This is a genomic window from Pedobacter cryoconitis (assembly GCF_014200605.1).
Taxonomy (GTDB): domain Bacteria; phylum Bacteroidota; class Bacteroidia; order Sphingobacteriales; family Sphingobacteriaceae; genus Pedobacter; species Pedobacter cryoconitis_B.
Genome location: NZ_JACHCE010000001.1, coordinates 1117035 through 1138529 on the forward strand (window position 1 = coordinate 1117035; position 21495 = coordinate 1138529).

13 protein-coding genes are annotated in these 21495 nt (G+C 37.9%); 7 read left to right on the top strand and 6 right to left on the bottom strand.

From position 1 onward, the window contains the following. Positions 1-45: 45 nt before the first annotated feature. The 5 genes from HDE68_RS04910 to HDE68_RS04930 all read left to right on the top strand — a co-directional run bounded on the left by HDE68_RS04910 (position 46) and on the right by HDE68_RS04930 (position 7149). Positions 46-3105, top strand: a complete 3060-nt coding sequence (locus HDE68_RS04910) for a cyclic peptide export ABC transporter (protein WP_183879473.1) — start codon at positions 46-48, stop codon at positions 3103-3105. 10 nt (positions 3106-3115) lie between these two features. Next, on the top strand, positions 3116-4582 hold the full coding sequence (locus HDE68_RS04915; protein ID WP_183879475.1) for a serine hydrolase domain-containing protein: 1467 nt from the start codon (positions 3116-3118) through the stop codon (positions 4580-4582). Positions 4583-4652: 70 nt separating this feature from the next. Then, entirely contained in the window at positions 4653-5579 is a 927-nt protein-coding gene (locus HDE68_RS04920) for a TauD/TfdA family dioxygenase (RefSeq protein ID WP_183879477.1), read from the top strand. Positions 5580-5588: 9 nt separating this feature from the next. Then, positions 5589-6314 (top strand): thioesterase II family protein, encoded by a 726-nt coding sequence (locus tag HDE68_RS04925; RefSeq protein ID WP_183879479.1) that lies wholly within the window; start codon positions 5589-5591, stop codon positions 6312-6314. A gap of 73 nt (positions 6315-6387) precedes the next feature. Continuing rightward, positions 6388-7149 (top strand): aspartate/glutamate racemase family protein, encoded by a 762-nt coding sequence (locus HDE68_RS04930; protein ID WP_183879481.1) that lies wholly within the window; start codon positions 6388-6390, stop codon positions 7147-7149. Between the two features lie 23 nt (positions 7150-7172). On the opposite strand, the gene HDE68_RS04935 is transcribed toward HDE68_RS04930, so the two are convergent. Beyond that, positions 7173-7892, bottom strand: a complete 720-nt coding sequence (locus tag HDE68_RS04935; protein WP_183879483.1) for a LytR/AlgR family response regulator transcription factor — start codon at positions 7890-7892, stop codon at positions 7173-7175. A gap of 373 nt (positions 7893-8265) precedes the next feature. Here HDE68_RS04935 and HDE68_RS04940 point away from each other — a divergent pair, with 373 nt between their 5' ends. After that, the gene (locus HDE68_RS04940) at positions 8266-8808 is read left to right on the top strand and encodes a UpxY family transcription antiterminator (RefSeq protein WP_183879485.1); all 543 of its coding nucleotides are present in this window, start codon (positions 8266-8268) and stop codon (positions 8806-8808) included. An 88-nt stretch (positions 8809-8896) separates the two neighbouring features. Here the strand turns inward: HDE68_RS04940 and HDE68_RS04945 are convergent, their stop codons facing one another. The 4 genes from HDE68_RS04945 to HDE68_RS04960 all read right to left on the bottom strand — a co-directional run bounded on the left by HDE68_RS04945 (position 8897) and on the right by HDE68_RS04960 (position 17938). Continuing rightward, a complete protein-coding gene (locus HDE68_RS04945) occupies positions 8897-11008 on the bottom strand; it encodes a glycoside hydrolase family 97 protein (RefSeq protein ID WP_183879487.1) in 2112 nt (703 codons plus the stop codon). Positions 11009-11019: 11 nt separating this feature from the next. Further along, complete coding sequence (locus HDE68_RS04950) at positions 11020-12825, bottom strand: RagB/SusD family nutrient uptake outer membrane protein (protein WP_183879489.1); 1806 nt, start codon at positions 12823-12825, stop codon at positions 11020-11022. A gap of 21 nt (positions 12826-12846) precedes the next feature. Further along, the gene (locus HDE68_RS04955) at positions 12847-15993 is read right to left on the bottom strand and encodes a SusC/RagA family TonB-linked outer membrane protein (protein WP_183879491.1); all 3147 of its coding nucleotides are present in this window, start codon (positions 15991-15993) and stop codon (positions 12847-12849) included. A gap of 343 nt (positions 15994-16336) precedes the next feature. Next, positions 16337-17938 carry a DUF6377 domain-containing protein gene (locus tag HDE68_RS04960; RefSeq protein WP_260171618.1) on the bottom strand — a complete coding sequence of 534 codons (1602 nt, stop codon included), beginning with the start codon at positions 17936-17938 and terminating at the stop codon, positions 16337-16339. Between the two features lie 397 nt (positions 17939-18335). On the opposite strand from HDE68_RS04960, the gene HDE68_RS04965 reads away from it, so the two are divergent. Continuing rightward, positions 18336-19946, top strand: a complete 1611-nt coding sequence (locus HDE68_RS04965) for a glycoside hydrolase family 71/99-like protein (protein ID WP_183879493.1) — start codon at positions 18336-18338, stop codon at positions 19944-19946. Between the two features lie 93 nt (positions 19947-20039). On the opposite strand, the gene HDE68_RS04970 is transcribed toward HDE68_RS04965, so the two are convergent. Then, positions 20040-21416, bottom strand: coding sequence for an aspartate kinase (locus HDE68_RS04970; RefSeq protein ID WP_183879495.1), 1377 nt, complete (start codon positions 21414-21416; stop codon positions 20040-20042). Positions 21417-21495: the final 79 nt, after the last annotated feature.

Here is a 21495-nt window from a genome sequence, read left to right on the forward strand (position 1 = left end):
TTTAACTTATCTATCAACTTTCCTGTTGGTATAACATCTTATACAATGAATTTTTTCAACAAGTATAGTTTGATATTGTCTGTACTATTTTGTCTTGTTTCTTTTGAGTCTTTTCCACTAGAAAAAAAAGAAAATCCTTTAACTGATTATCTGGATCAGGAAATAGAGAAAAAGATGGCCCTTGGACATATCCCAGGGCTAAGCGTCGTCATTATTCAGGGGGATTCTCAACTGATTAAACACTATGGGTATTCAAATCTAAAGGATAAAATACCAGTTACCTCTAATACTTTGTTCCAATTGGGATCATGCAGTAAGGCATTTACTGCATTGGCTGTGATGAAGCTGGTAGAAGATGGTTCAATAAACCTGGATAATGAAGTTAAAGTTTATCTGCCCTGGCTTAATTTTAAATACAAAGGCCGGCCAGTTAAAGTTACACTGAGAAATCTGTTACACCATACGAGTGGAATACCCTGGAGCAGTATTGCTAAAATACCTCAGTCCGACGAAAGTAGTTCCCTGGTGAAAACCGTAAAAACGCTTACTGGTCAGGGATTATCCAATATGCCTGGTGAGAAATTTGAATATGCGACGATCAATTATGATGTGCTTGCACTGGTGATACAGGTAGTTACCCATACTGCATTTGAAGATTATTTACAAAAGAATATCCTCCAGGCTTTAGACCTGAATTCGACAACAATAGGGGCACCACTGGATGAACGCAACATGTCTGCGGGTTATAAAATAAGCTTTTTTGAAGCCAGAGAATATAAAGCACCGGTTTTTAAAGGAAATAATGCGGCTGGATATGTAATCTCAGATATAGCTGATGTAAGTAAGTGGCTGAAGTTTCAGTTAGGGATGGTTAATTCTGATTTGTATAAACTGGCTGCGGTTACTCAGGTAGGGGATGAAACTGTACCCGTGAGTAATCAAGCTGCTTATGCCATGGGTTGGGAGGTGTTATATGATGGTACGGGTGAAATTACGCACGGCGGATATAACCCGAACTTCACTTCCTATATTGGCTTTAATCCGAAAAATAAAGTGGGTGTGGCTATTCTGGCCAATTCAAATAGTCCTTATACGCCTATTATTGGGAAGGATATTTTTCAGCTTTTATCTGGAAAAAAACTGAAAAAGGCATCTGCAATAGTAGATGATAACAATGATAAGACCTTTACAATTGTCATTGTGTTATCGGGATTGTATTTCGTCGCGTTATTTAGCTTTTTGGTATTTTCATTGATAGAAGTTATACAGCAAAAGAGAAAATTTGATTTTAATTTCAAGAAAACTTATAAAATCCTGACGGCTATATTTATCGGGCTTCCATTGGTCTATGGGGTTTATCTTTTTCCTGAGGCCATGTCAGGTTTTACCTGGGAAGCGATATTTGTCTGGGCACCTTCCAGTCTGCTTGTTCTGGTTTATGTGATTGGACTGGCTGTTACGCTAACTTATGCTATCTATGTGTTTTTGCTGGCTTTTCCAGCCAAAAGCAACTATAAGAATACGGTACCAACCACACTTCTGCTGTCGGTGTTCTCAGGATTAGCAAATGTATTACTGGTTATTATGGTTACTTCTGTAATCGGATCAGATATCGCATTAAAGTATATCATTTTTTACTACGTTTTATTATTGGGTGTTTATTTACTGGGCCGTAAGTTCGTACAAACGAGATTGATCCTGTTTTCGCGTGATCTTATATTTGATCAGATTAAAAAAATAGTAGAAAGGATATTTTCAACCTCCTTTCAGCACTTTGAAAAAATTGACCGTGGAAAGATTTATACGGTCTTAAATAATGACGTAAACACTATAGGGCAGTCTACAAATACGTTTTTACTTTTGATTACGAGTGGAATCACTGTGATAGGAGCATTTGTCTATTTAGTATCAATTGCATTCTGGGCAGCATTTCTGATTATTTTTCTGATCGTGATTCTTTCTACAGTATATTATCTGGTTTCAAAAAGTACAAACATATATTTCGAAGAAGGAAGGAACGAACGAAATACATATATGGGTTTACTCAACGGAATGATTGATGGGTTTAAAGAGATCAGTTTACACCGGTCACATAAATCGGAATATAGAGACGATGTGATAGGGAGTGCCAGAATTTACAATGAGAAGCAATCCATAGCTGATATCAGATTTGTAAATGCTTTCCTGGTTGGTGAGTCTTTGCTGGTTATTTTATTAGGATTTTCCTCCTTCGGGTTACATAAATTGTTTAATGATATTCCTTTATATACGGTAACGAGCTTTGTCATCATACTCTTATACCTGATTGGACCTATAAATGGTATTTTATCATCCATTCCTGATTTGATGAAAGTTAAAATAGCCTGGAACAGGATTAATAGCTTTTTTCAGGAGATTCCTGTTTCTTCAGTTTCAAACAGTTTTGCTATACAGAAAAAACAGACTTGTGACAAGTTTGAGGTGAAGGATTTGCTGTTTAAATACAAAGGAACAGAACAAGGTAAATCATTTGAAGTTGGTCCAATTAGTCTGTCTATGGAAAAAGGGGAAATTCTGTTCATTATTGGCGGTAATGGAAGTGGAAAGACAACTTTGGCTAAATTACTTTTAGGCTTATATAAACCGGATTCTGGCACGGCCTTAGTTGATGAGGAAGAAATTCCATTTTTTGATATAGGAGAGTATTTTTCAGCAATTTTTAGTCCCACTTACCTGTTTGAAAAAATATATAGCCTTAACAAAGATTTCGATACTTCTGTAGTTCATGATTATTTGAAAACCTTAGATCTTGATCATAAGGTGAAAATTACAAATGGAAAATACAGCACGATTAATCTTTCGGGGGGGCAGCGTAAACGCCTGGCTTTACTGCAATGTTATCTGGAAGATTCTCCTATTTGTTTATTTGATGAATGGGCTGCTGATCAGGACCCTGAATACCGCAAATTCTTTTACAGAGAACTTCTTCCTGAAATGAAAGCACAAGGGAAAATCGTCATAGCGATTACGCATGATGACCATTATTTTGATGTAGCAGATAGAGTAGTCAAAATGAATGAAGGCAAATTAGAAGAAGTAAACAGAATTGAAATTGTTAATCCTTAACTGATATCCTATGAAAATTAAGTTTTTTGCATTATTTACAGGTTGTATTCTTTTCTTAGGAGCGCTCAAAACGAGTGCACAGAAGCCTGATATGTTTATTGCTAATGGAAAAGATATAAACATTGAAAAATTCAATAATAAAATCCTGTATTTGATGGATAGTATTGGAATTCCTGGTGCATCATTAAGTATTATTGAAAACAATAAGATCGTGTATTCCCATACATATGGTTATAAAAATTTTAATGATAAAGTAGTGGCTGACTCCAATACGATATTCGAAGCCTGTTCTTTATCAAAAACATATCTGGTATATGTTACTTATATACTCAGGGAAAAGGGGCTGATTGATTTGAATAAACCAATGTATCAGTACCTGGAAGACAGCAGGCTGGCACATGATCCCCGTTATCGGTTAATTACACCCCTGATGATTCTTCAACATACTTCTGGAATTGAAAACTGGCAGGAAGATAACAACAAGGATGTACTTGAAATTATTGAAGAACCAGGTAAGAAGTTCAATTATTCGGGTGAGGGCTTTGAATATCTGGCAAAAGTAATCAGTAAAATTTTAAATGAACCTTATGAGAGTTATGTGAAAAGGATAGTTCTGGACCCGCTTAATTTAAAATATACATTATTGAAATTTGATTCGGTTGATAAAAATCCGGACTTCTCTTATGGCCATAACTTATTTGGAAAACGCAATGAAAAATGGATTTCGGCTGTTCCATCTCCTGCATCTTCTATCCATACCACTTCAACTGAATATGCGAAGTTTCTAATTTCTTTTTTTGATAAAACGCGATTATCTGAGCGTAGTGTGACTGATATGCTCACCACAAAAGAAAGATTGTATAACGAGCCTGGTGCAGATTATTATATCGCAAATGGTCTGTTTACAATAAAAAACACGGATGATCAACTCGTGAACTTCTCAGGAAGCAATACCGGATTTAAGGCTGATATGCTCTATTCTGTTAAGAATAAAAGAGGATATATATTATTAACAAACAGTGAACTGGGGATTATGTTAAGTCCTGAGATTAATAAAATTAGTACACAGCTTCCGGCTCATGTCTGGTTTAACAATGTAGAGTTCAAAAATCTTGCGTTTTTAAATTCTCTATCTATTGCCTACAGGAAATCTGATAAAGATCAGTTTTTAAAGGAAATAGGACGCATTGTAAAAGATACACCCTCTTTTGATCCGGAGGATTTTGAGTATTTCGTGAGCAGGTTAATGAGAAGTGATAAAGCTACTGCCGAAAGCGTAGCAGAGGTATTGTATAAGCATAATGAAAAATGGCCTTATATGCTTTATATTCTGGGTATGAGTGAATATCAGACACATCATAATTATGCCAAAGCACTGGACTATCTCAAAACAGCCAGAAACCTGAAGTTTACTTCCGGAAATATTGATACTCACATCGCCAGTTGTGAAAAGGAATTACTTACCGCTAAAAAGTAGTCTGAATAAGAGCGTAGTATTTAAAAAACATTGTCTTTTTAAACCATCATAAACTTAAAATTTTTGAAATATGTTATTACCCTATGTTATTGCATTAAATCAAAGCCAATCTGAAAACTTTATCGCGTTTTATAATGAAAACAGAGGTATGATCGAAAAAGAATTAGTAAAGTACGGGGCTGTTAAATTCCAGAATGTCCCACTTCAAACTATTGATGATTTCCAGCAGATTACCAATTCGATCTCTGATAAATTTATCAATTATATCGATGGAAACTCTCCGCGTACAAAATTAACCTCTAATGTTTATACTTCTACAGAGTATGATAAGAGTCAGGTGATTACAATGCATAATGAACTTTCCTATTCTCCTTTATGGCCTAACCAGCTTTATTTTACTTGTTTGGACGTTGCTGAAACAGGTGGTGAAACGCTTCTCGCTGACAGCAGGGAAATACTGGCCGCAATGGACAAAGGAATTGTAGAAGAAGTAAGAAGAAAAGGCGTAAAGTACATTCGCAATTTACATGGTGGTATGGGAATGGGACCATCATGGCAAGATACTTTTGAAACACAGGACAAAGAACAAGTAGAGAAATACTGTAGTAGTAATGGAGTGGATTATCAATGGAATGATTATGATAGTTTGAGTATAATCTACGCTACAAAAGGTATTATTCAGCATCGGAATTCTAATGAATCTGTATGGTTTAATCAAATCAATCAATTTCATCCTTCGCAATTGGCCGCAGATCTTTATGATGCATTAAAGTTAATGTATGACGATGCTTCGGAATTCCCTACCTATGTAAAATTTGGCGATGACACATTGATCAGTGAGGAGATTGTTAAGGAAATAAACAAAACTATAGAGACGGTCACTATCTATCCGGATTGGAACATTAATGAGTTTTTAGTTGTTGATAACGAGATTGTTGCGCATGGGCGTAATTCGTATACCGGTGATAGAAAGGTATTAGTTTCCATGGCAAAGTAAAATTGAAGCATGGATAAACTCAGACTTTTTTGTATACCTTATGCAGGAGGTACTGCAGCGGTTTTTTATAAATGGAAGACGCTGTTAGATGAGAGAATAGAGCTCATCCCAATTGAATTGTCAGGTAAAGGATCCAGATCTCATGAACCTTTATACAACACTATCGAAGAAGCTGTAGATGATATTTATGCTAAAATAAAGGAGCAGATCTCAAATGGATCTTATGTGTTATTTGGTCATAGTTTAGGTGCCTTATTAGCTTATGCCTTAACGGTGAAAATAAGGGACGAAAATGTAAACATGCCCGAACATCTGTTTTTTTCTGGTTTGGGATCTCCTTTTGTGAAAAGGAAAAATAAGAATAAAACCGCTGGTTTAAATGATAAGGATTTCATCAGATCGGTAATTAAACTTGGTGGCACGCCTGCCGGTTTTTTTGATGAACCTGATTTATGCAAAATCTTTCTTCCTTTACTCCGGAACGACTTCAGATTAGCAATGACGGATTTTGCCGGTCAGAAGCCAATTCCATTTAACTGCAATATTTCTATCCTGTTAGGCAAGAATGAAACTATATCACATAAAGCAGCAAAGGCCTGGGAGGATTGTACCACTAAATTATTCAAGCTCCATTATTTTAAGGGAGGCCACTTTTTTATTAATGAAGATCTGGAGGAACTGATCAAAATTATAAATAATGATATTCTGGTCAGTAATGAGGAAATGAATAATTGATATACAATTAAATAAGAGGTCTCTCTTGAACTGAAGAGGGATTTAGTTTTCAGTACATTAATCAAATAAATATATGATTGGTATAGTTGGCGGCGTAGGCCCTTTGGCAGGAGTTGATCTGGTAAGAAAAATAATTGAAGAAACCCCTGCTCATAAAGATCAGGAACATGTACAGGTTGTACTCTTATCTCTTCCGGATTTAATTCCGGACCGAACTGAATTTCTTATTGGAAATGAAAACGTAAATCCCGGAGTACCTATTAGTAAAATTCTTCTGCAATTGGAAAAAGCAGGGGCAGTTGTTGCAGGGATACCATGTAATACTGCACATGCTCCATTAATCTTTAACCTGATACGTGCAGAGCTAAAGAGGTCTGGAAGTTACCTGAAGGTTCTGGATATGGTAGAAGAAACGGCAGTTTCCCTTTTAAATGAACATAAATATCAGAAAATAGGAGTACTATCTACTACCGGGACGCTAAGAACCGGGATTTATAAGACAGTATTAAATAAATATGGTTTTGAAGTATTAGAAGTAGAGAATCTTCAACATCAGGATAAAATCCATGAGGCAATTTATAATCCTTTGTTCGGAATAAAAGCGGTGTCTTCTCCTGTGACTCAGGAAGCCAGAGATATATTGATGAGATCATGTGACGAGTTGATTAACAGGGGGGCCGAGATTATTATTTTAGGTTGTTCTGAAATTTCTATCGCTTTAACAGAGACCTTTATAGGTACATGTCCTTTAATTGATCCGAGCCGTGTACTGGCCAAAGCATTACTTAAATTTATAGGTGTGCCAGAATATTCGGATGCTGATTGCGATTTGTAATTGTCCTGAACTGCCCTTTTGTTTTAACCTATTGACCAGGCATTGATTTGCTGAGTAAATTCTCTTTTAAAATTGTCTGATAAGTTTAGTTTTGAGGTGTCTTTCATGATCACAACCTTGTCCTTAATAATCTCTATATGTTTAAGATTGACGATATACGATTTACTGATACGGCAAAAATCTTGTTTTGGCAAATTTTCATTGGCAGATTTTAAGGTCATATAAATAGTATGAAGATTTTCTGCCGACGTTTTTATCTGTATGTAATTACCAAGAGCCTTTATATATATAATTTCCTGAAAATTGATTTGAAAAGTTGAAGCTGCCTTTCCTTTTAGATTTTTAAGGAAAAAAGAAGTATTGGGGTCGGTGTCTACCTGTGTTTTCTTTATCTTTTCTACAGATTTTAAAAACCTGTTATAACTGAGTGGCTTGGCTAAAAAATCTAATGCGGTAGTTTCAAAAGCAGAAATAGCATAATTTGTAAACGATGAATAGAATATAATGTTTGTATATTCTTCTATTAATTCTGCCAGTTCTATTCCGTTAATTTCGGGCATGTTAATATCCACAAAGGTGATATCTGGAATAATCAGTTTACGTTCAATATAATTTAAAGCGGTTAATGGATTAAGCTGACCGCCTAATAATTCTAATCCTGGAGTTTTTTCAATATAACTTGCCAAAATATCAATGGCATCCTGATTGTCATCAATAATGTAACATTTTATTTCCTTCATCATAGGGAGATTGTAATATTTTTTATTTGCCTTATAATATCATTGCTGTAAATTAATAAACATTATGCATGTGTAAATTACGTAATGTTTTTTAATTATTAATTATAAATAAATTGAAGTGTCGTTTTTTTTATTAAAAAATTTTTTAGTGTCTCCCTGATCATGTTTTTATGATAAAGTTTTTAATTGACATATTTTGGCACGCGGTTTCCTTAATGTAGAGGGCGATTTCTTCTTTTCCTCAGTGATGTGCTGAGCTAAAACCTGTTTTTTTTGTAATTTTTTTTCAACTACCTGTTGATTATGTAGTTGTGTGCAGTTTTGTTTTGTTCGTATAAAATTGCATCTTGTTTTTACACCTATAAATTAATAAAATATGATAAACATCCGATCGTTTTGGTGTGTTTTGTACACCAGGACAAATTTCGAGAAGAAAATTGCAAATGAATTAAAACGTAAAGGAATAGCTGTTTTTCTGCCAACAGTAAAACTTTTAAAACAATGGAGTGACAGAAAGAAAATTATTGATTCTCCACTTTTTCCCTCTTATCTCTTTGTTAAAATCGATTATAAGGAGCAACTCTTTGATGCCTTAAGTACAGATGGAGCATTGTACGTTATCAAATCGGGTAAAGAAATCAGTATGGTAAGGGAAAGTTTAATTGAAGAATTAAAGATAATTTCTTCCTATGGAGATAGCGTAGAGGTCTTCTCTAATATATTTGAACCTGGTGAAAAGGTTGTTGTAAATAAAGGCCCTTTTAAGGGACTCATCTGTGAAATTGTAAAGCACAATTCAAAATTAAAAGTTTTAGTCAGAATTGATATGCTTAACAGATCGATCTTAGCTACTTTACCATTAAGTGACGATTCGCTGGTGCCTAACAGAACTGTTGTTTTTGAAAATGAAATGTCATGAAAGAGCTTATGTAATTAAACCTTCAAGGTCTCTTGAAGGTTTAATTACTAATCTGATTGAATGTTATTAGTTAACAGACTTTGTTTATTTACTTTGATAACTTTATACTGAGTGCAGCACCGCCTCCGGCGGCCAGTTTTAAATTCAGTTTTGTACTGCTGGTTACTTTCATTTTTTTAAGCTGATAAGCTTCCGGGTTTGTCTTCCAGTCTGCATTTGGGGCATCCATATAAATTGTAGCGTCATAGCTTTTTCCTTTCTCCAAAAAGTTAAGGTTTAAAGAAGTTGTACGGCGGTTTTCATTGGTAATTGCACCTAAAAACCAGTCTCCGGTGCCTTTTGCTTTACGGGCAATCGTCAGGTAATCTCCCGGTTCGGCTTCCAGTATTTTAGTATCATCCCAATCCACTGCTACATCACTGATAAATTGAAAAGCATCAGGATGTGCCTCATAGTTTTCGGGTAGATCGGCAGCCATTTGTAAAGGGCTGTAAAGCGTAACATACAGCGCCAGCTGTTTAGCTAATGTGGTATGTAGCTGTCTGCCTGCATTACCGGGCGCATAACCTTTCAATTTAAAAATACCCGGGGTATAATCCATTGGCCCGCCCATTAATCTGGTAAAAGGAAGAATGGTTTCATGTGCAGGCGGATTACCTGTGCTGAAAGCATTGTATTCATTTCCTCTGCCAGATTCGGAGGCCATCCAGTTGGGATAGGTGCGCTGTAATCCGGTTGGCCTGTTCGGTTCATGTGCATCTAACATTACCAGATGATCAGCAGCTTTTTGTGCTACCCTGGCATAATGCTGTACCATCCATTGTCCGTCATGATGTTCACCTCTTGGAATAATTTTCCCTACATAACCAGTCTTTACAGCAGGGTAACCATATTTATTCATCAAACGGTAAGCAGTATCCAGCTGGCGTTCGTAGTTGGTTGCAGAGCCGGATGTTTCATTGTGCATGATCATTTTTATGCCCTTAGCAGCAGCATAATCACTAATCCCTTTGATATCAAAATCGGGGTAAGGTGTTACAAAATCAAATACATTCTCTTTCCAGTTCCCAAACCAATCTTCCCAGCCGGTATTCCAGCCTTCAACCAGTACGGCCTGAATATTGTTTTTAGCAGCAAAATCTATATACCGTTTTACATTTTGTGTATTTGCACCATGTAAGCCGCTTGGGATCAGTTTTCCATCTGCATCTTTATCATCTCTGTTTTTTGCATAACTCCAGGTACTTTTACCAATCTGCATTTCCCACCAGACCCCCACAAATTTCATGGGTTTAATCCAGCTTGTATTTTCAATCAGGGATGGATCGTTCAGGTTCAGGATCAATTTAGAAGACAGAATATCAGTTGCTTTATCACTCAGGATAATGGTCCGCCAGGGGGTATGGCATGGGGCATTCAGATAAGCTTTATTCCCTACAGCATCGGGTACCAGGCTGGCGGTCAATTTATAAGTCCCCCGGTCTGCATGCAATTGCATCGCAGGATAATTCAGCAATGCTGCCTCATGGATATTGATGTATAAGCCATCATCACTTTTTAACATCAATGGTGTTTGTACTGAATAACGGTCTGGTGCGGTCCTCACGGCAATATCCGTAGCCGCATTGACCACAGGCTGATTATCTATACCACTGATTTTGGAAGTGGTATAGATGTATTCATTGCTATCATAATCACCAGGAATCCAAAAGGACTTATGATCGCCTGTCAGGGTGAATTCAGTGTGCTCATCTGTGACAATAAAATAATTCAGGTTCTCCTGTTTAGGGAATTCATAGCGGAAACCTACACCGTCTTCAAAAACCCTGAATATAATATCCAGTTTTCTTTGCAGGCCGCTTTGCTGCTGTAAATGAACTGTGAGCTCTTCATAGTGATTACGGATGGTGCTAACTTCACCCCAAACAGGTTTCCAGTTTTCGTCCACCTGTTTTTTAGCTGTACCTATCAGTTTAAAGCCTTTATAAAAAGTACTGTCATCGGCTAAAGAGAAACCCAGGAATGATTTTTTAAGAGCGGGTTTTTGATTGTAAAACAGGGCATAGGCTGGTTGACCAGCCTGGTCTACCATGAATTCCAGTTTTACTTTATTCATGGTGACACTCACAGGTGATTTTTCCTGTGCATAAGCTACATTAAAGAAGGACAGCGCGACGATATAGGCAAATACTTTTTTCATTTGGATAGGGCTTAATAACCAGGGTTTTGTTTGATTTTACTGTTACTATTAATTTCAGCCAGTGGGATAGGCCAGGTATAGGATTTGGAATCATCCCATTGGATAGGCCCGTTCAGATTCAGGGCTGTACCGAAATAGGTAGCTTCAGATTTACCGATTTTCCAGCGGCATACATCATACCACCAGTGTCCTTCGTTAAATAATTCTGCCCAGCGCTCATAATAAAGCGGGTTGTTTCCTAATACCGGATCGTTAATGGCTGATGTTTTGTCATTCAGTGAAAGGTAATCAACTGGTGAAGCCGAGTTGATTGGATAGTCATAGGCACGACGTTTTACTTTGTTCAGATACTCCACTGCATTAGTAATATCACCTGTGTTTTTGCAGGCTTCTGCATATAATAAATAGACATCGGCCATGCGCAACAGGTAATAATTCCAGGCATCAGCCGGCCCGTTATTATTCTCATTATACTGGGTAGGCGCATATTTCTTGAAACTGAAACCATAAGTTTCTGGTTTACCAGCATAGAAATTTGGTTTTGATGCCGGATAAACAGTCAGACCATCAGGTTTAACTACATCTACCCATGGTTGTAAGGCGTTGACAAATAAACGCGGGTCAATGGTTTTGTTTGCACGTGCCTGAATGGCTTTTTGTTTATAAACCGGATCCATAACCTGTTTAGGGTTGTTGAACGAAGGTGATTTTGAAGCATCAAAGTTTGGATTGTTAACCAGGTTATAAGTGCCAATATTAAAACCAAAACGTAAAACATTCTGATCGTGTACAATCTCATTACCATAACCTAAAGAACTGGCTGCCCCTTCGGTTCCATCATTTCCTAAAGCCCACGGAGACCAGATTAATCCGTTAATTGTTGTCGCATTTGCTGCTTTTCCTCCATAAATACCATAATCATTCCCTTTAGCATCAGGATCTACATTCAGTTCAAACAGCGATTCTTCATTGAATTCATTGGCGCTGTTCCCATTAAAAGCATCCTGATATTTAGAGAAAGGCATCAGGGTTTTTCCACTATTCTGAATCACGTCCAGTAAAGTTGTTCTGGCATTTTGCCAGTCTTGTGTAAATACGTAAGACTTACCCAGTAGACCTTTAGCTGACCACTCGGTGACACGGCCAACATCGACCCCTGTCCATACTTTCCCTTTTAACAGGGTCGCAGCTTGTTTCAGGTCATTTGCGATGAAGTCCCATACTGCCCTTGCCGAAGAACGTGCAATTTGTGTACTGGCCAGGTCTTTAGGTACACCATCATAAATTGGTACACCCATTTTATCAGTGCCGCCTGTAGCTGTAATATAACTTTCGCCAAACAGGCTTTCCAGCTGGAAATAATAGTAGGCACGTAAAAAGTAAGCTTGTCCGCGGATATAATCAATATTCTGTTTATCCTCTGCCTTAGCATATTTAGCCGCAAATGAATCGGCACCTGCCAGGGTTACATTACAGTTCTTAATACCTGTATATAAAGAGGTATAAGCCTCAGTAGAATACTGATTGGTAGAAGTCAGATTGGTATTGGCCATTTCGTTCCAGGACTGATCACCACCATAGGCAGAGTTGGCGGTATGGGTCGCATTAGATAATGCTTTGGGTAAGAAATGAAAGCCGAACAGGTTCTGATCACGTAAATTGGAATAGCAGGGGACCAGTATACTTTGCAGGTCATTTATAGTGGCCGGATAGTTACTGTTTGAATAAACTGAAGGATCACTGGCATTCAGCAGGTCTTTCTTACAACCGATAAATAAAGCGATTGCAAGCAGGGGGATATATAGTTTTTTGAACATTTTCGTAATTTTTAGCATGAATTAAAAAGTTACATCTAAACCAATAGAGTAGATTCTGGTCTGCGGATATTGTGATACTGCATCAATGCCGCGGGTGGTGTTACCTGTATATTGATTTCCGGCCGATGCAGCGCTTCCCAGCTCAGGATCAAGACCTGTATATTTGGTAATCGTGAACAGGTTATTGCCCATAATAAATACCCTTGCATTTTTGATCTTGATTTTTTGAAGCGTACTGCTGGAGAAAGTATAGCCGATCTGAAGGTTCTTTAATTTCAGATAACTGCCATTCTCCACAAAATAACTGTTTACTGAGGTATAGTTTTTATTCGGATCGAGTGTGAATGTGCCATCAGGATTTAAGACGCCTAAACGGGGTTGTGAGGTTAAGCCATTTGAACCCAGGAATGAGTTTCCAAAGACTTTATTTGTTGTATTTCCATCTGCAAAAGGATACTGTTCATAAGCTTTCACTCCGTTAAAAATATCAACACCTGCTACACCATTGAACAGAAAGGAGGCATCAAAACCTTTGTAGGTAAAACGTGCACTAATACCATAGATCAGTTTCGGATTAGGGTTTCCGATGACTTGTCTGTCATTGTCATCAATTTTACCGTCGTGGTTAATGTCTTCAAAAATCAGGTCTCCTGCACGGGCAGTCCCTTTTTGTGCACTGGCCGCGGCTTCTGCATCACTTTTGAAAATACCTAAAGATTTATAGCCATAAAAAGAACCGAATGGTAAACCTGCTTTGGTAATGGTCAGGGTTTGATTAGGCATGATATTGAATCCGGCATCTCCGATATTGTAATAATTATAGCCATCATAAATAGCATCTGTAGCAGCACCGCTCAGGCTAACAACTTTGTTTTTATTCAAACCGGCAGAAATACTGATGTCGTAGCCAAATTTGTGATCTGAATTACGGAAGCCAACCAGGAAATCAAAACCTTTGCTGTTTACTTTACCTACATTGTCAATAAACGGACTTGTAAAACCTGTGCTTAAAGGTAATTTGATATTATAAAGCATATCAACTGTGTTTTTGTTATAATATTCTACAGTGAAATATAGCTTACTGTGCAGTGCGTCACCATCAATACCAATATTGGTTTCTCTTACGGTTTCCCAATGCAGGTTAGGATTGGAAATTGCATTGGTTGAGGTACCAATCAGCAGCGGGCCATTTGGCGAAAAATTCTGGGCACCAGAGGCAATACCATTGGATGCCTGGAATTGAGAGTAAGATGAATTGTATAAATATTGCTGTATGTTACTGTTCCCCAGTTCACCGTAACTTCCACGAAGTTTTAAACCACTGATTGCAGGGATTAATGTTTTAAAGAAAGGTTCTTCACTAATATTCCATCCGGCTGATGCTGCAGGGAAAACCCCTTTTTGTTTATTCGGGCCAAATACGGTGAAATTAGCATCCTGACGGATAGATCCGGATAGATAATAGCGGCTGTCAAAATTGTAATTTACACGTGCAAATTTTGATTTGATTAGCCCGTTCTGATCATTTTTACCGGTAATGAACTGGTTGGAAGCAGAAGTCTGAATAAAGGAATAACCTGGTAAACCGATGGAGGTCTGCGAAGCGTTTACGTTATTGTATTTATTGGAAATCTGCTCATACCCGGCTATAGCATTGAGATTATGTTTTCCGAAACTGCGGTTCCAGCTTAATACATAATTGCTTAAAGTCTGTGTACTTTCAATGAAGTATTTATTGAGCGAGTTATTGCTTAATGAGATTTTACCAATGGTATAGGCATCCTGGAAGAAATCACCATTTTCCAGATAATAGTTATAACTGAAACTGCTTCTGAAGCTAAAGCCCAGCGGTAAAGTGATGTCGGCATAAACATTGGATTGCAAATTGTTTTTGTGGGTAATTGCAGTTGCAAAACTAGCGGTACCTACCGGGTTGGAACCTCCAAACTGAGAGATCTGACCATATCCGTTGGGAACGACACCAAACTGCCCGTTTTTGTCCACGATAGGGATAATAGGTAAAGTACGGAAGGGGGCATTGTGTAATTGTGCTTCACTGCCTACCGGAGGGGCTGTTACTCTTTGGGAGAGTGCTAATTGCTCACCTACTTTCAGCCATTTAGCTAACTGGTAATCTGTGTTGATCCTTGCACCTGCAATGTTTGAGTAGTTATTGATATAAATACCTTTCTGTTTATTGTAAAAACCAGAAACGAGATAATTCAGGGTGGGGGTGGCACCAGCAATGGAAAGGTTATAATTCTGCTCATAAGCATTTCTATACAATGCTTTTACCCAATCGCTGTTGGCCAGTGTATCTATACCTGCTTTTGGCGTACCGTCTGTGTTTTTAAAATAAGTGGGGTTGATGATGTCTTCTAATCTGATGAAGTCGCTTTTATTAAGCAGTTTGACCAGTTTAGGCTGCGTTATTCCATAGCGGGCGCTAAAGTTAATGGTAGGGGTACTGCTGGTTCCTTTTTTAGTGGTAATCACAATAACCCCGCCGGCTGCAGCTGCACCATAAATAGCAGCAGAACTGGCATCTTTTAAAACGTCTATAGTCGCTATATCCTGTACGTTGATATTGTTACCGTCCGGCACGCGGACCCCATCAACAATGTATAAAGGATTAGGCTGGTTCAGGGAAGCTAATCCTCTGATCACAATGGTAGGTGTTGCATCTGGTGCACCAGAGCTTTTGACCACGTCTACCCCGGCTATACGGCCCTGAAGAGCTTCGGTTGGATTGGTGATCGGCTGATTTTTAAAGATATCACCTTTAACTGATCCGACAGAACCGGTAATGTCTTTACGTTTTTGTGTACCGTAACCAACTACCACGACTTCATTCAGGGATTGCTGATCGGGTATAAGCTGAATATTGACCGTAGTGCGTTTGTTAACAGGTTCTTCAATTTTGGTATAACCAATGATGGAGAAAATAAGGATATCACCCGGAGCTGCAGCAATAGAATAATTCCCGTTAACATCTGCATTGGTCCCTTTTTTTGTGCCTTTGATCTGTATGGTCGCCCCGGTAAGCGGCTGCCGGTTTTCGTCTGTTACTTTACCGGACACAGTGATGTCCTGAGCTATGGCGGTAAAACTACAGAGCAATACGAAAAGGCCTAAAAATAGATTTTTAAGTAATTGTTTGTGATACATTTGGTTTGGTTTTTGGATGTTTGAATAGATTTTGAGCGTTGATTTTTGTCGTGTAATTTGTATTTACGCGGACGACCAATAGCCGGGAAGGCCAGACAGATTATTTATGTCCTGAGTAACGTCCATGAATGTTGTTTATATTTGGTTTGGCGCGCCAGAGTTATTCATGCGGTATGAAGTTTCTGGCAATTCAAAGAGAGAAGTTTATTTACGCTGTGACAAGCGTTCAAATCAGAATATAAAGAAATATGGACTTGTTTTTGGTTTAATATTTTGTATATCAGTGTTTTGATATATTGTGTAAACGCGAAAAATATAAAGTAAATACAAAAAAGAAGCGCGTTTATACTGCCCTGATTGCCATAATTGCAGCCTCAAAACCGTCTGGATTATTAGATTTATTCTTGATCCTTGTGCGGTAATTATAAATCGTACTTAAAGAATATTCCAGGATACGGGCTACCTTATCGGTGTCATTTACCCCTAAACGAATCAGGGCAAAAATTCTCAGATCTGTATTTAGTAATTGATGCTGTAAAAGTTTTACCTGATGTTCTGCGGGGAAGAGCGCGTTAAATTCGGTCACGAAATTAGGGAAGAGCTTCAGGAATGCTTTATCAAAATTACTGAACAACTCTTCCCTTTCTTTTTTCAGATTGATATTGCCAACCAGTATTTTGATCTCATCAAACTTTTTAGTGGTTAGTCTTTGTTCAATAGAAAACTTGATCTTTTCCAGTTTGTTCATATGATCAGAGATCACATTCAGATAATAGCCTATATATTCTTCTTTGATTTTTTCGGCCTCATTTAGTTTTTCTATAGTCAGCCTTAATTCGGCATTGGACCGGACGATCAGTTTATCTGACGCTTTAATCTTTTTCAGCTGTTTATAAATGATTACAGCAAAAACGATAATAGTGATAGAAAGAAGGGTTAACAGGGAAGAGTAAAAGAACAACATCCTTTTTTGTTCCTGTTCATGTAAGATCCTGGCACTGGCAATGACGGGTAAAATAGCACTTACCTGTACTTTACGCTGTCTTGCACCATAATAAACGGCATCATCCATTGCTTCTCTGATAAAAAGATAGGCATCTTGTATATTACTTCTTTTATTTAGCAGCTGTGCCAGATTTAGCATGGCTGCGGCTTCTTTAGTAGATGATTTGATGTCAGCGATAGAGGCTTCTACTAAAAGGGAGATCGCTATACCGGGGTTATTATTTTGAATATATATATCGCTCAGCGTAGAAGTTGCAATGGCGTACTGATGCTCAGAAAGTTTATTGCTGCTGATGAGGGATTTCAATTTGAGGATTGCATTATTGAGGTCACCTGCTTTAATCAATTTTAATCCGCTGTAATAGGTATAATCAAAAGCATGGATATCGCAAAGCCGGATAGCAGAGTCGACATATAAACTGGCCTTTGTATTATAAATCCTTGTATAATAATCATCTTTATCGAAATCGGCCAGATCATAATAAGTTCTTGCGGTGAGAAAGTAATATTCTCTTTTTACTGAATCTGGTAAATGTTTGATCCTTAATGTACTGAGTGAGTCAAAGGTTTCTTTAAACATACCGGAAGAAAGCAGGATGAAGCCTAGCTTTAATTTGGCATAGGCAATTTTTGCCGGATCTTTTAACTGGTTACTTACCTTTTGTAATTGATGAGCGTAATAAAAGGCCTTATCGTATTTAAAGGATTTGTATTCATTATATAATTTTAGATAAATGAGATATTTTGCATTTAGATCCAGTTCAGGATCTCTATCGAGTGCAGCTTTCAGCTGATCTATACGTTTTTGTTTTTGCGTGTCAAAATGAGCTTTGTCATTTAGAACCAGCTTAAGTTTTTCTATCTCCCCTTCATGAGACTGGGCAGCACAGCTAAGGCAGCCGATAAATAATAAAAATAAATTAAGTACCAGGGATTTCATACTGTTTAAAGAGAGTTAAGCTTATAATTGGTTTTTTCTGTTTTACTGCTTCTTGGATTAAAGCAATGCGCTAATATATTAATCATTTATACATAACCAGCTAAATAGCTGTCCGGGCATTTCGGTTTTGATAAATTATTTGTTTAATTCTTTTTTTTGTGGGCTTATTTCTATCCGGGGGGGCAATTCAGATTTATATTCTTCAATGTGTTGTTGGTGTTTTTTGTTGGTTTAAATGATTGATTATGAGTTGATTATTTTGTTTTTTTTTGAAAGTAGATTTATATTATTTCCTGCGAAGCTGAGATTCCTTTAATTAGTTGAATATACTGCTGTCATTTGTAGAAATGTCTGAAGCTATTTGATGCTCAGGATATATTAACCAAATATTCTCCTTATGAAAAAATTAACTATCTGCTTACTGGCAGTTATGGCCTTGCTGGGCTGTAAGAAGTCGGCACCTCAACAGCAAGATGAACCGGGTGCAAATCAAACGAAATCGCTCACGGCAGCGAATGCAATCTCAAAGTCTACTTCCAAGAAAATCTTTATGCACTGGATGCCTTGGTTCGAAACCCCGGATTCTAAAGGCGCATGGGGTTATCACTGGAAAATGAACACACAAAATCCGGATGTGATTGTGAATGGTAAACGTCAGATCGCAGCTTATGCTTATCCCCAAACCGGGCCTTATGCATCGGGAGACCCTGATATTATTGAGTATCAGTTATTGCTGATGAAGTATTCGGGGGTGGACGGGGTAATGATCGACTGGCCGGGTACAAGGGTACGTTATGATTATCCGGATAATCTGGCAAATTCTAATTCATTGATTGCTAAGCTAAATGCATTAGGATTACAATTCAGTATCGTTCAGGAAGACCGGAACTGGGATGCCGGACAAACCAGCGGAGCTAATGGTGATTTTATATATATGCAGAATAATTACTTTAATCAGAGCAATTATCTGAAAGTGAATAATGTACCTGTAGTCTTAAATTTTGGGCCGATTACTTTTCATCAGCCTGCAGAATGGAACCAGATCCTTACCGGTCTGAACCCTAAACCAAAGGTGATTCCATTGTATGGAAATACAAATCAGGTAGGGGCAAACAATGCAGGCGGTGAATTTCCATGGATTTATCAGGATCATCCTACAGTGGTTAACAATTATTATGCGCAGGCGGCTAATTTTCCAATTTCGATTGGTGTGGTTTATCCTGGTTTTAAATCTTTTTATCAGGCCGGGGGAGCCGACGGGCCAACCTGGCAGATTGCTTATAATGGCACGGGTACTTTCTCCTCTCTGCTCGATAAAGCATTGGCTTCTAGTGTAGGGATCATTCAGTTTGCAACCTGGAATGACTACGGAGAGGGGACTATGATTGAACCTACAGCCGAATTTGGTTATGGTTTCCTGACCACCATGCAGCAAAAGCTTGGGGTATCTTATGGTCAGCATGAACTGGAACAGATTTACCGTTTATATCAGTATCGTAAACAATATAAAGGGAATTCTGGTATTCAGCAGCAGCTTAACCAGGCTTTTAATTATTTTGCTGAACAACAGGTCAGCAATGCTGAAAGTATACTGAATAGCATTGGCGGAGGAACTACGCCGCAACCACCTGCAGGAACAGGGATTACAATCAAAAACAAATGGTTAAATACTTTTTTGTTTGAAGATAACGGACAGGTTAAATACGGCTCTTCTAATACGGATGCCCGTGCTAAATGGTCTTTAGAGCAGGTAAACGGACATACCCGGATCAAGAATGTGAGTACAGGTCATTACCTGAATATTGAGCATTTGTATAGTTATGCGGAGAGTTCAGTAATTCCTGATACTTTTTACAGCAGTTACTGGGTGATTGAAGATTCTAATGGTTTTAAAAGAATCAAGAGTGAATGGAAGGGCACTTACCTGAATCTGGAAAATCAGAGTGGTTTTGCACAGTCAACCAGTATTAATGCGACTGCTGAGAGTAGTCAATGGACTTTGAATTAGGGTTTAGTTTGTTGTAAAAGAACCACGTTCGTGAGGATTTTTATCCTGTGGAACGTGGTCTTTAATTCTTTTGAGGATTACTGCATGTGAAAATTACTTCATGGCTTTGTTTAAAGCAACGATAGCAGTTTTGAAATGCTCAGGAGCGATCAGAAATTGGATGTTTACTTTTCTCAAAGCGAAACCAGCACTCTTAATGTTGATGTCTTTTTCGGTCAGAGCATAGGCACTTTTAGCCAATAAGCCAGGCTGATCCATATTGGTACCCAGCAGACAAACCATAGCTACTTTTTCTATGGTTACTTTTTCAAATTCATCTTCCAGTTTATTGATTAGTTTTTTATTAAAATCACGTGCCCAGATCACAATAGATATACTGTTTGCACTGGTTGATTTAAAGGTATAACTAACTTTATGATCGTAAAATGCCTGCATAATTTGCAAGTCACTCCCTACATTGCCTACCATTGAAGGATCATAAACATCAATCATCATCAATTTATCTGTTCCGGTAATTACCTCTACACGTTTATGTTCACAAACAAATTCACGGGTAATCAGTGTACCGGGATGAGAAGGCTCAAATGTATTTTTAATCCGCAGGTTGATACCGCTCACTTCCAGTGGTTTTGAGGCTTTAGGATGGATCGCTTCCATGCCTACATCAGCCAGCTGGTCGGCAATGTCATAATTGGTAAAACCTACCGGGGTACAGTTTTCCAGACCCACTATAGCCGGGTCTGCAGTAGACAGGTGATATTCTTTATGGATGATTGCTTCTGCTGGTTTTAAAAATTCGGCTATTTTACTGAAAGTAACTTCCGAATAACCTCTGTCAAATTCACGCATAATACCTTCGGTACCTTTGGCATATCCTGTGGCAATACAAATGGTCTGTTTAAGGTCTATATTTTTAAAAGCATGTCTGATACGCTGATCAATTGTAAAAGCGCGGTGATCATCAAACCCACTCAGGTCAATGAGTGAAACATTGATGTTCATGTTCTGCAGGATATTGGTAAAGTTAAAAGCCGAATGACTTTCACCAATAGAAGCAAGGATTTCACGTGCAGCCTGTAATATTCCTTCTTTACTTACATAACCCGAAGCGAGTATGTTCGCTAGGTTCTCTAAATATTTCTGCGCCTGATTGACATGATTTTCAATAAATTGATTTGCTACGGCAAGATCTAAACCAAGCTCCACATATTTTTTATTGATTGCTTTGAGTTTGGCAATCAAATCTTTTAAAGGCCGGTGAAAATTCTGGTGTTTGGCTAAACGGTGGTAAACACCCGGAGCGCCGGTTTTCTTATTTTCAAGCAAAAGGTCTGTGACGCCAGAGAAGGCAGATACGACAAATATTCTATTGTATAACTGATCGCCTGTGCGCTCAAACAGAATTATATTTTTAATAACATCTTGCAGGGCACTCATAGAAGTGCCGCCAATTTTTTCTACTGTTAACATCTAATATTTTTAATATATCAGGACTTTAAGGTTCTGTTGTTTAGTTTTCGCCCTAAAACTACAGGATTTTTCCTAATTC

Bases quoted from the DNA above. Each gene is read 5' to 3' on its own strand.
- HDE68_RS04955 (WP_183879491.1), bottom strand. From the start codon at position 15,993: ATGTATCACAAACAATTACTTAAAAATCTATTTTTAGGCCTTTTCGTA.
- HDE68_RS04945 (WP_183879487.1), bottom strand. From the start codon at position 11,008: ATGAAAAAAGTATTTGCCTATATCGTCGCGCTGTCCTTCTTTAATGTA.
- HDE68_RS04965 (WP_183879493.1), top strand. From the start codon at position 18,336: ATGAAAAAATTAACTATCTGCTTACTGGCAGTTATGGCCTTGCTGGGC.
- HDE68_RS04910 (WP_183879473.1), top strand. From the start codon at position 46: ATGAATTTTTTCAACAAGTATAGTTTGATATTGTCTGTACTATTTTGT.
- HDE68_RS04915 (WP_183879475.1), top strand. From the start codon at position 3,116: ATGAAAATTAAGTTTTTTGCATTATTTACAGGTTGTATTCTTTTCTTA.
- HDE68_RS04960 (WP_260171618.1), bottom strand. From the start codon at position 17,938: ATGAAATCCCTGGTACTTAATTTATTTTTATTATTTATCGGCTGCCTT.
- HDE68_RS04925 (WP_183879479.1), top strand. From the start codon at position 5,589: ATGGATAAACTCAGACTTTTTTGTATACCTTATGCAGGAGGTACTGCA.
- HDE68_RS04930 (WP_183879481.1), top strand. From the start codon at position 6,388: ATGATTGGTATAGTTGGCGGCGTAGGCCCTTTGGCAGGAGTTGATCTG.
- HDE68_RS04935 (WP_183879483.1), bottom strand. From the start codon at position 7,892: ATGATGAAGGAAATAAAATGTTACATTATTGATGACAATCAGGATGCC.
- HDE68_RS04920 (WP_183879477.1), top strand. From the start codon at position 4,653: ATGTTATTACCCTATGTTATTGCATTAAATCAAAGCCAATCTGAAAAC.
- HDE68_RS04950 (WP_183879489.1), bottom strand. From the start codon at position 12,825: ATGTTCAAAAAACTATATATCCCCCTGCTTGCAATCGCTTTATTTATC.
- HDE68_RS04970 (WP_183879495.1), bottom strand. From the start codon at position 21,416: ATGTTAACAGTAGAAAAAATTGGCGGCACTTCTATGAGTGCCCTGCAA.
- HDE68_RS04940 (WP_183879485.1), top strand. From the start codon at position 8,266: ATGATAAACATCCGATCGTTTTGGTGTGTTTTGTACACCAGGACAAAT.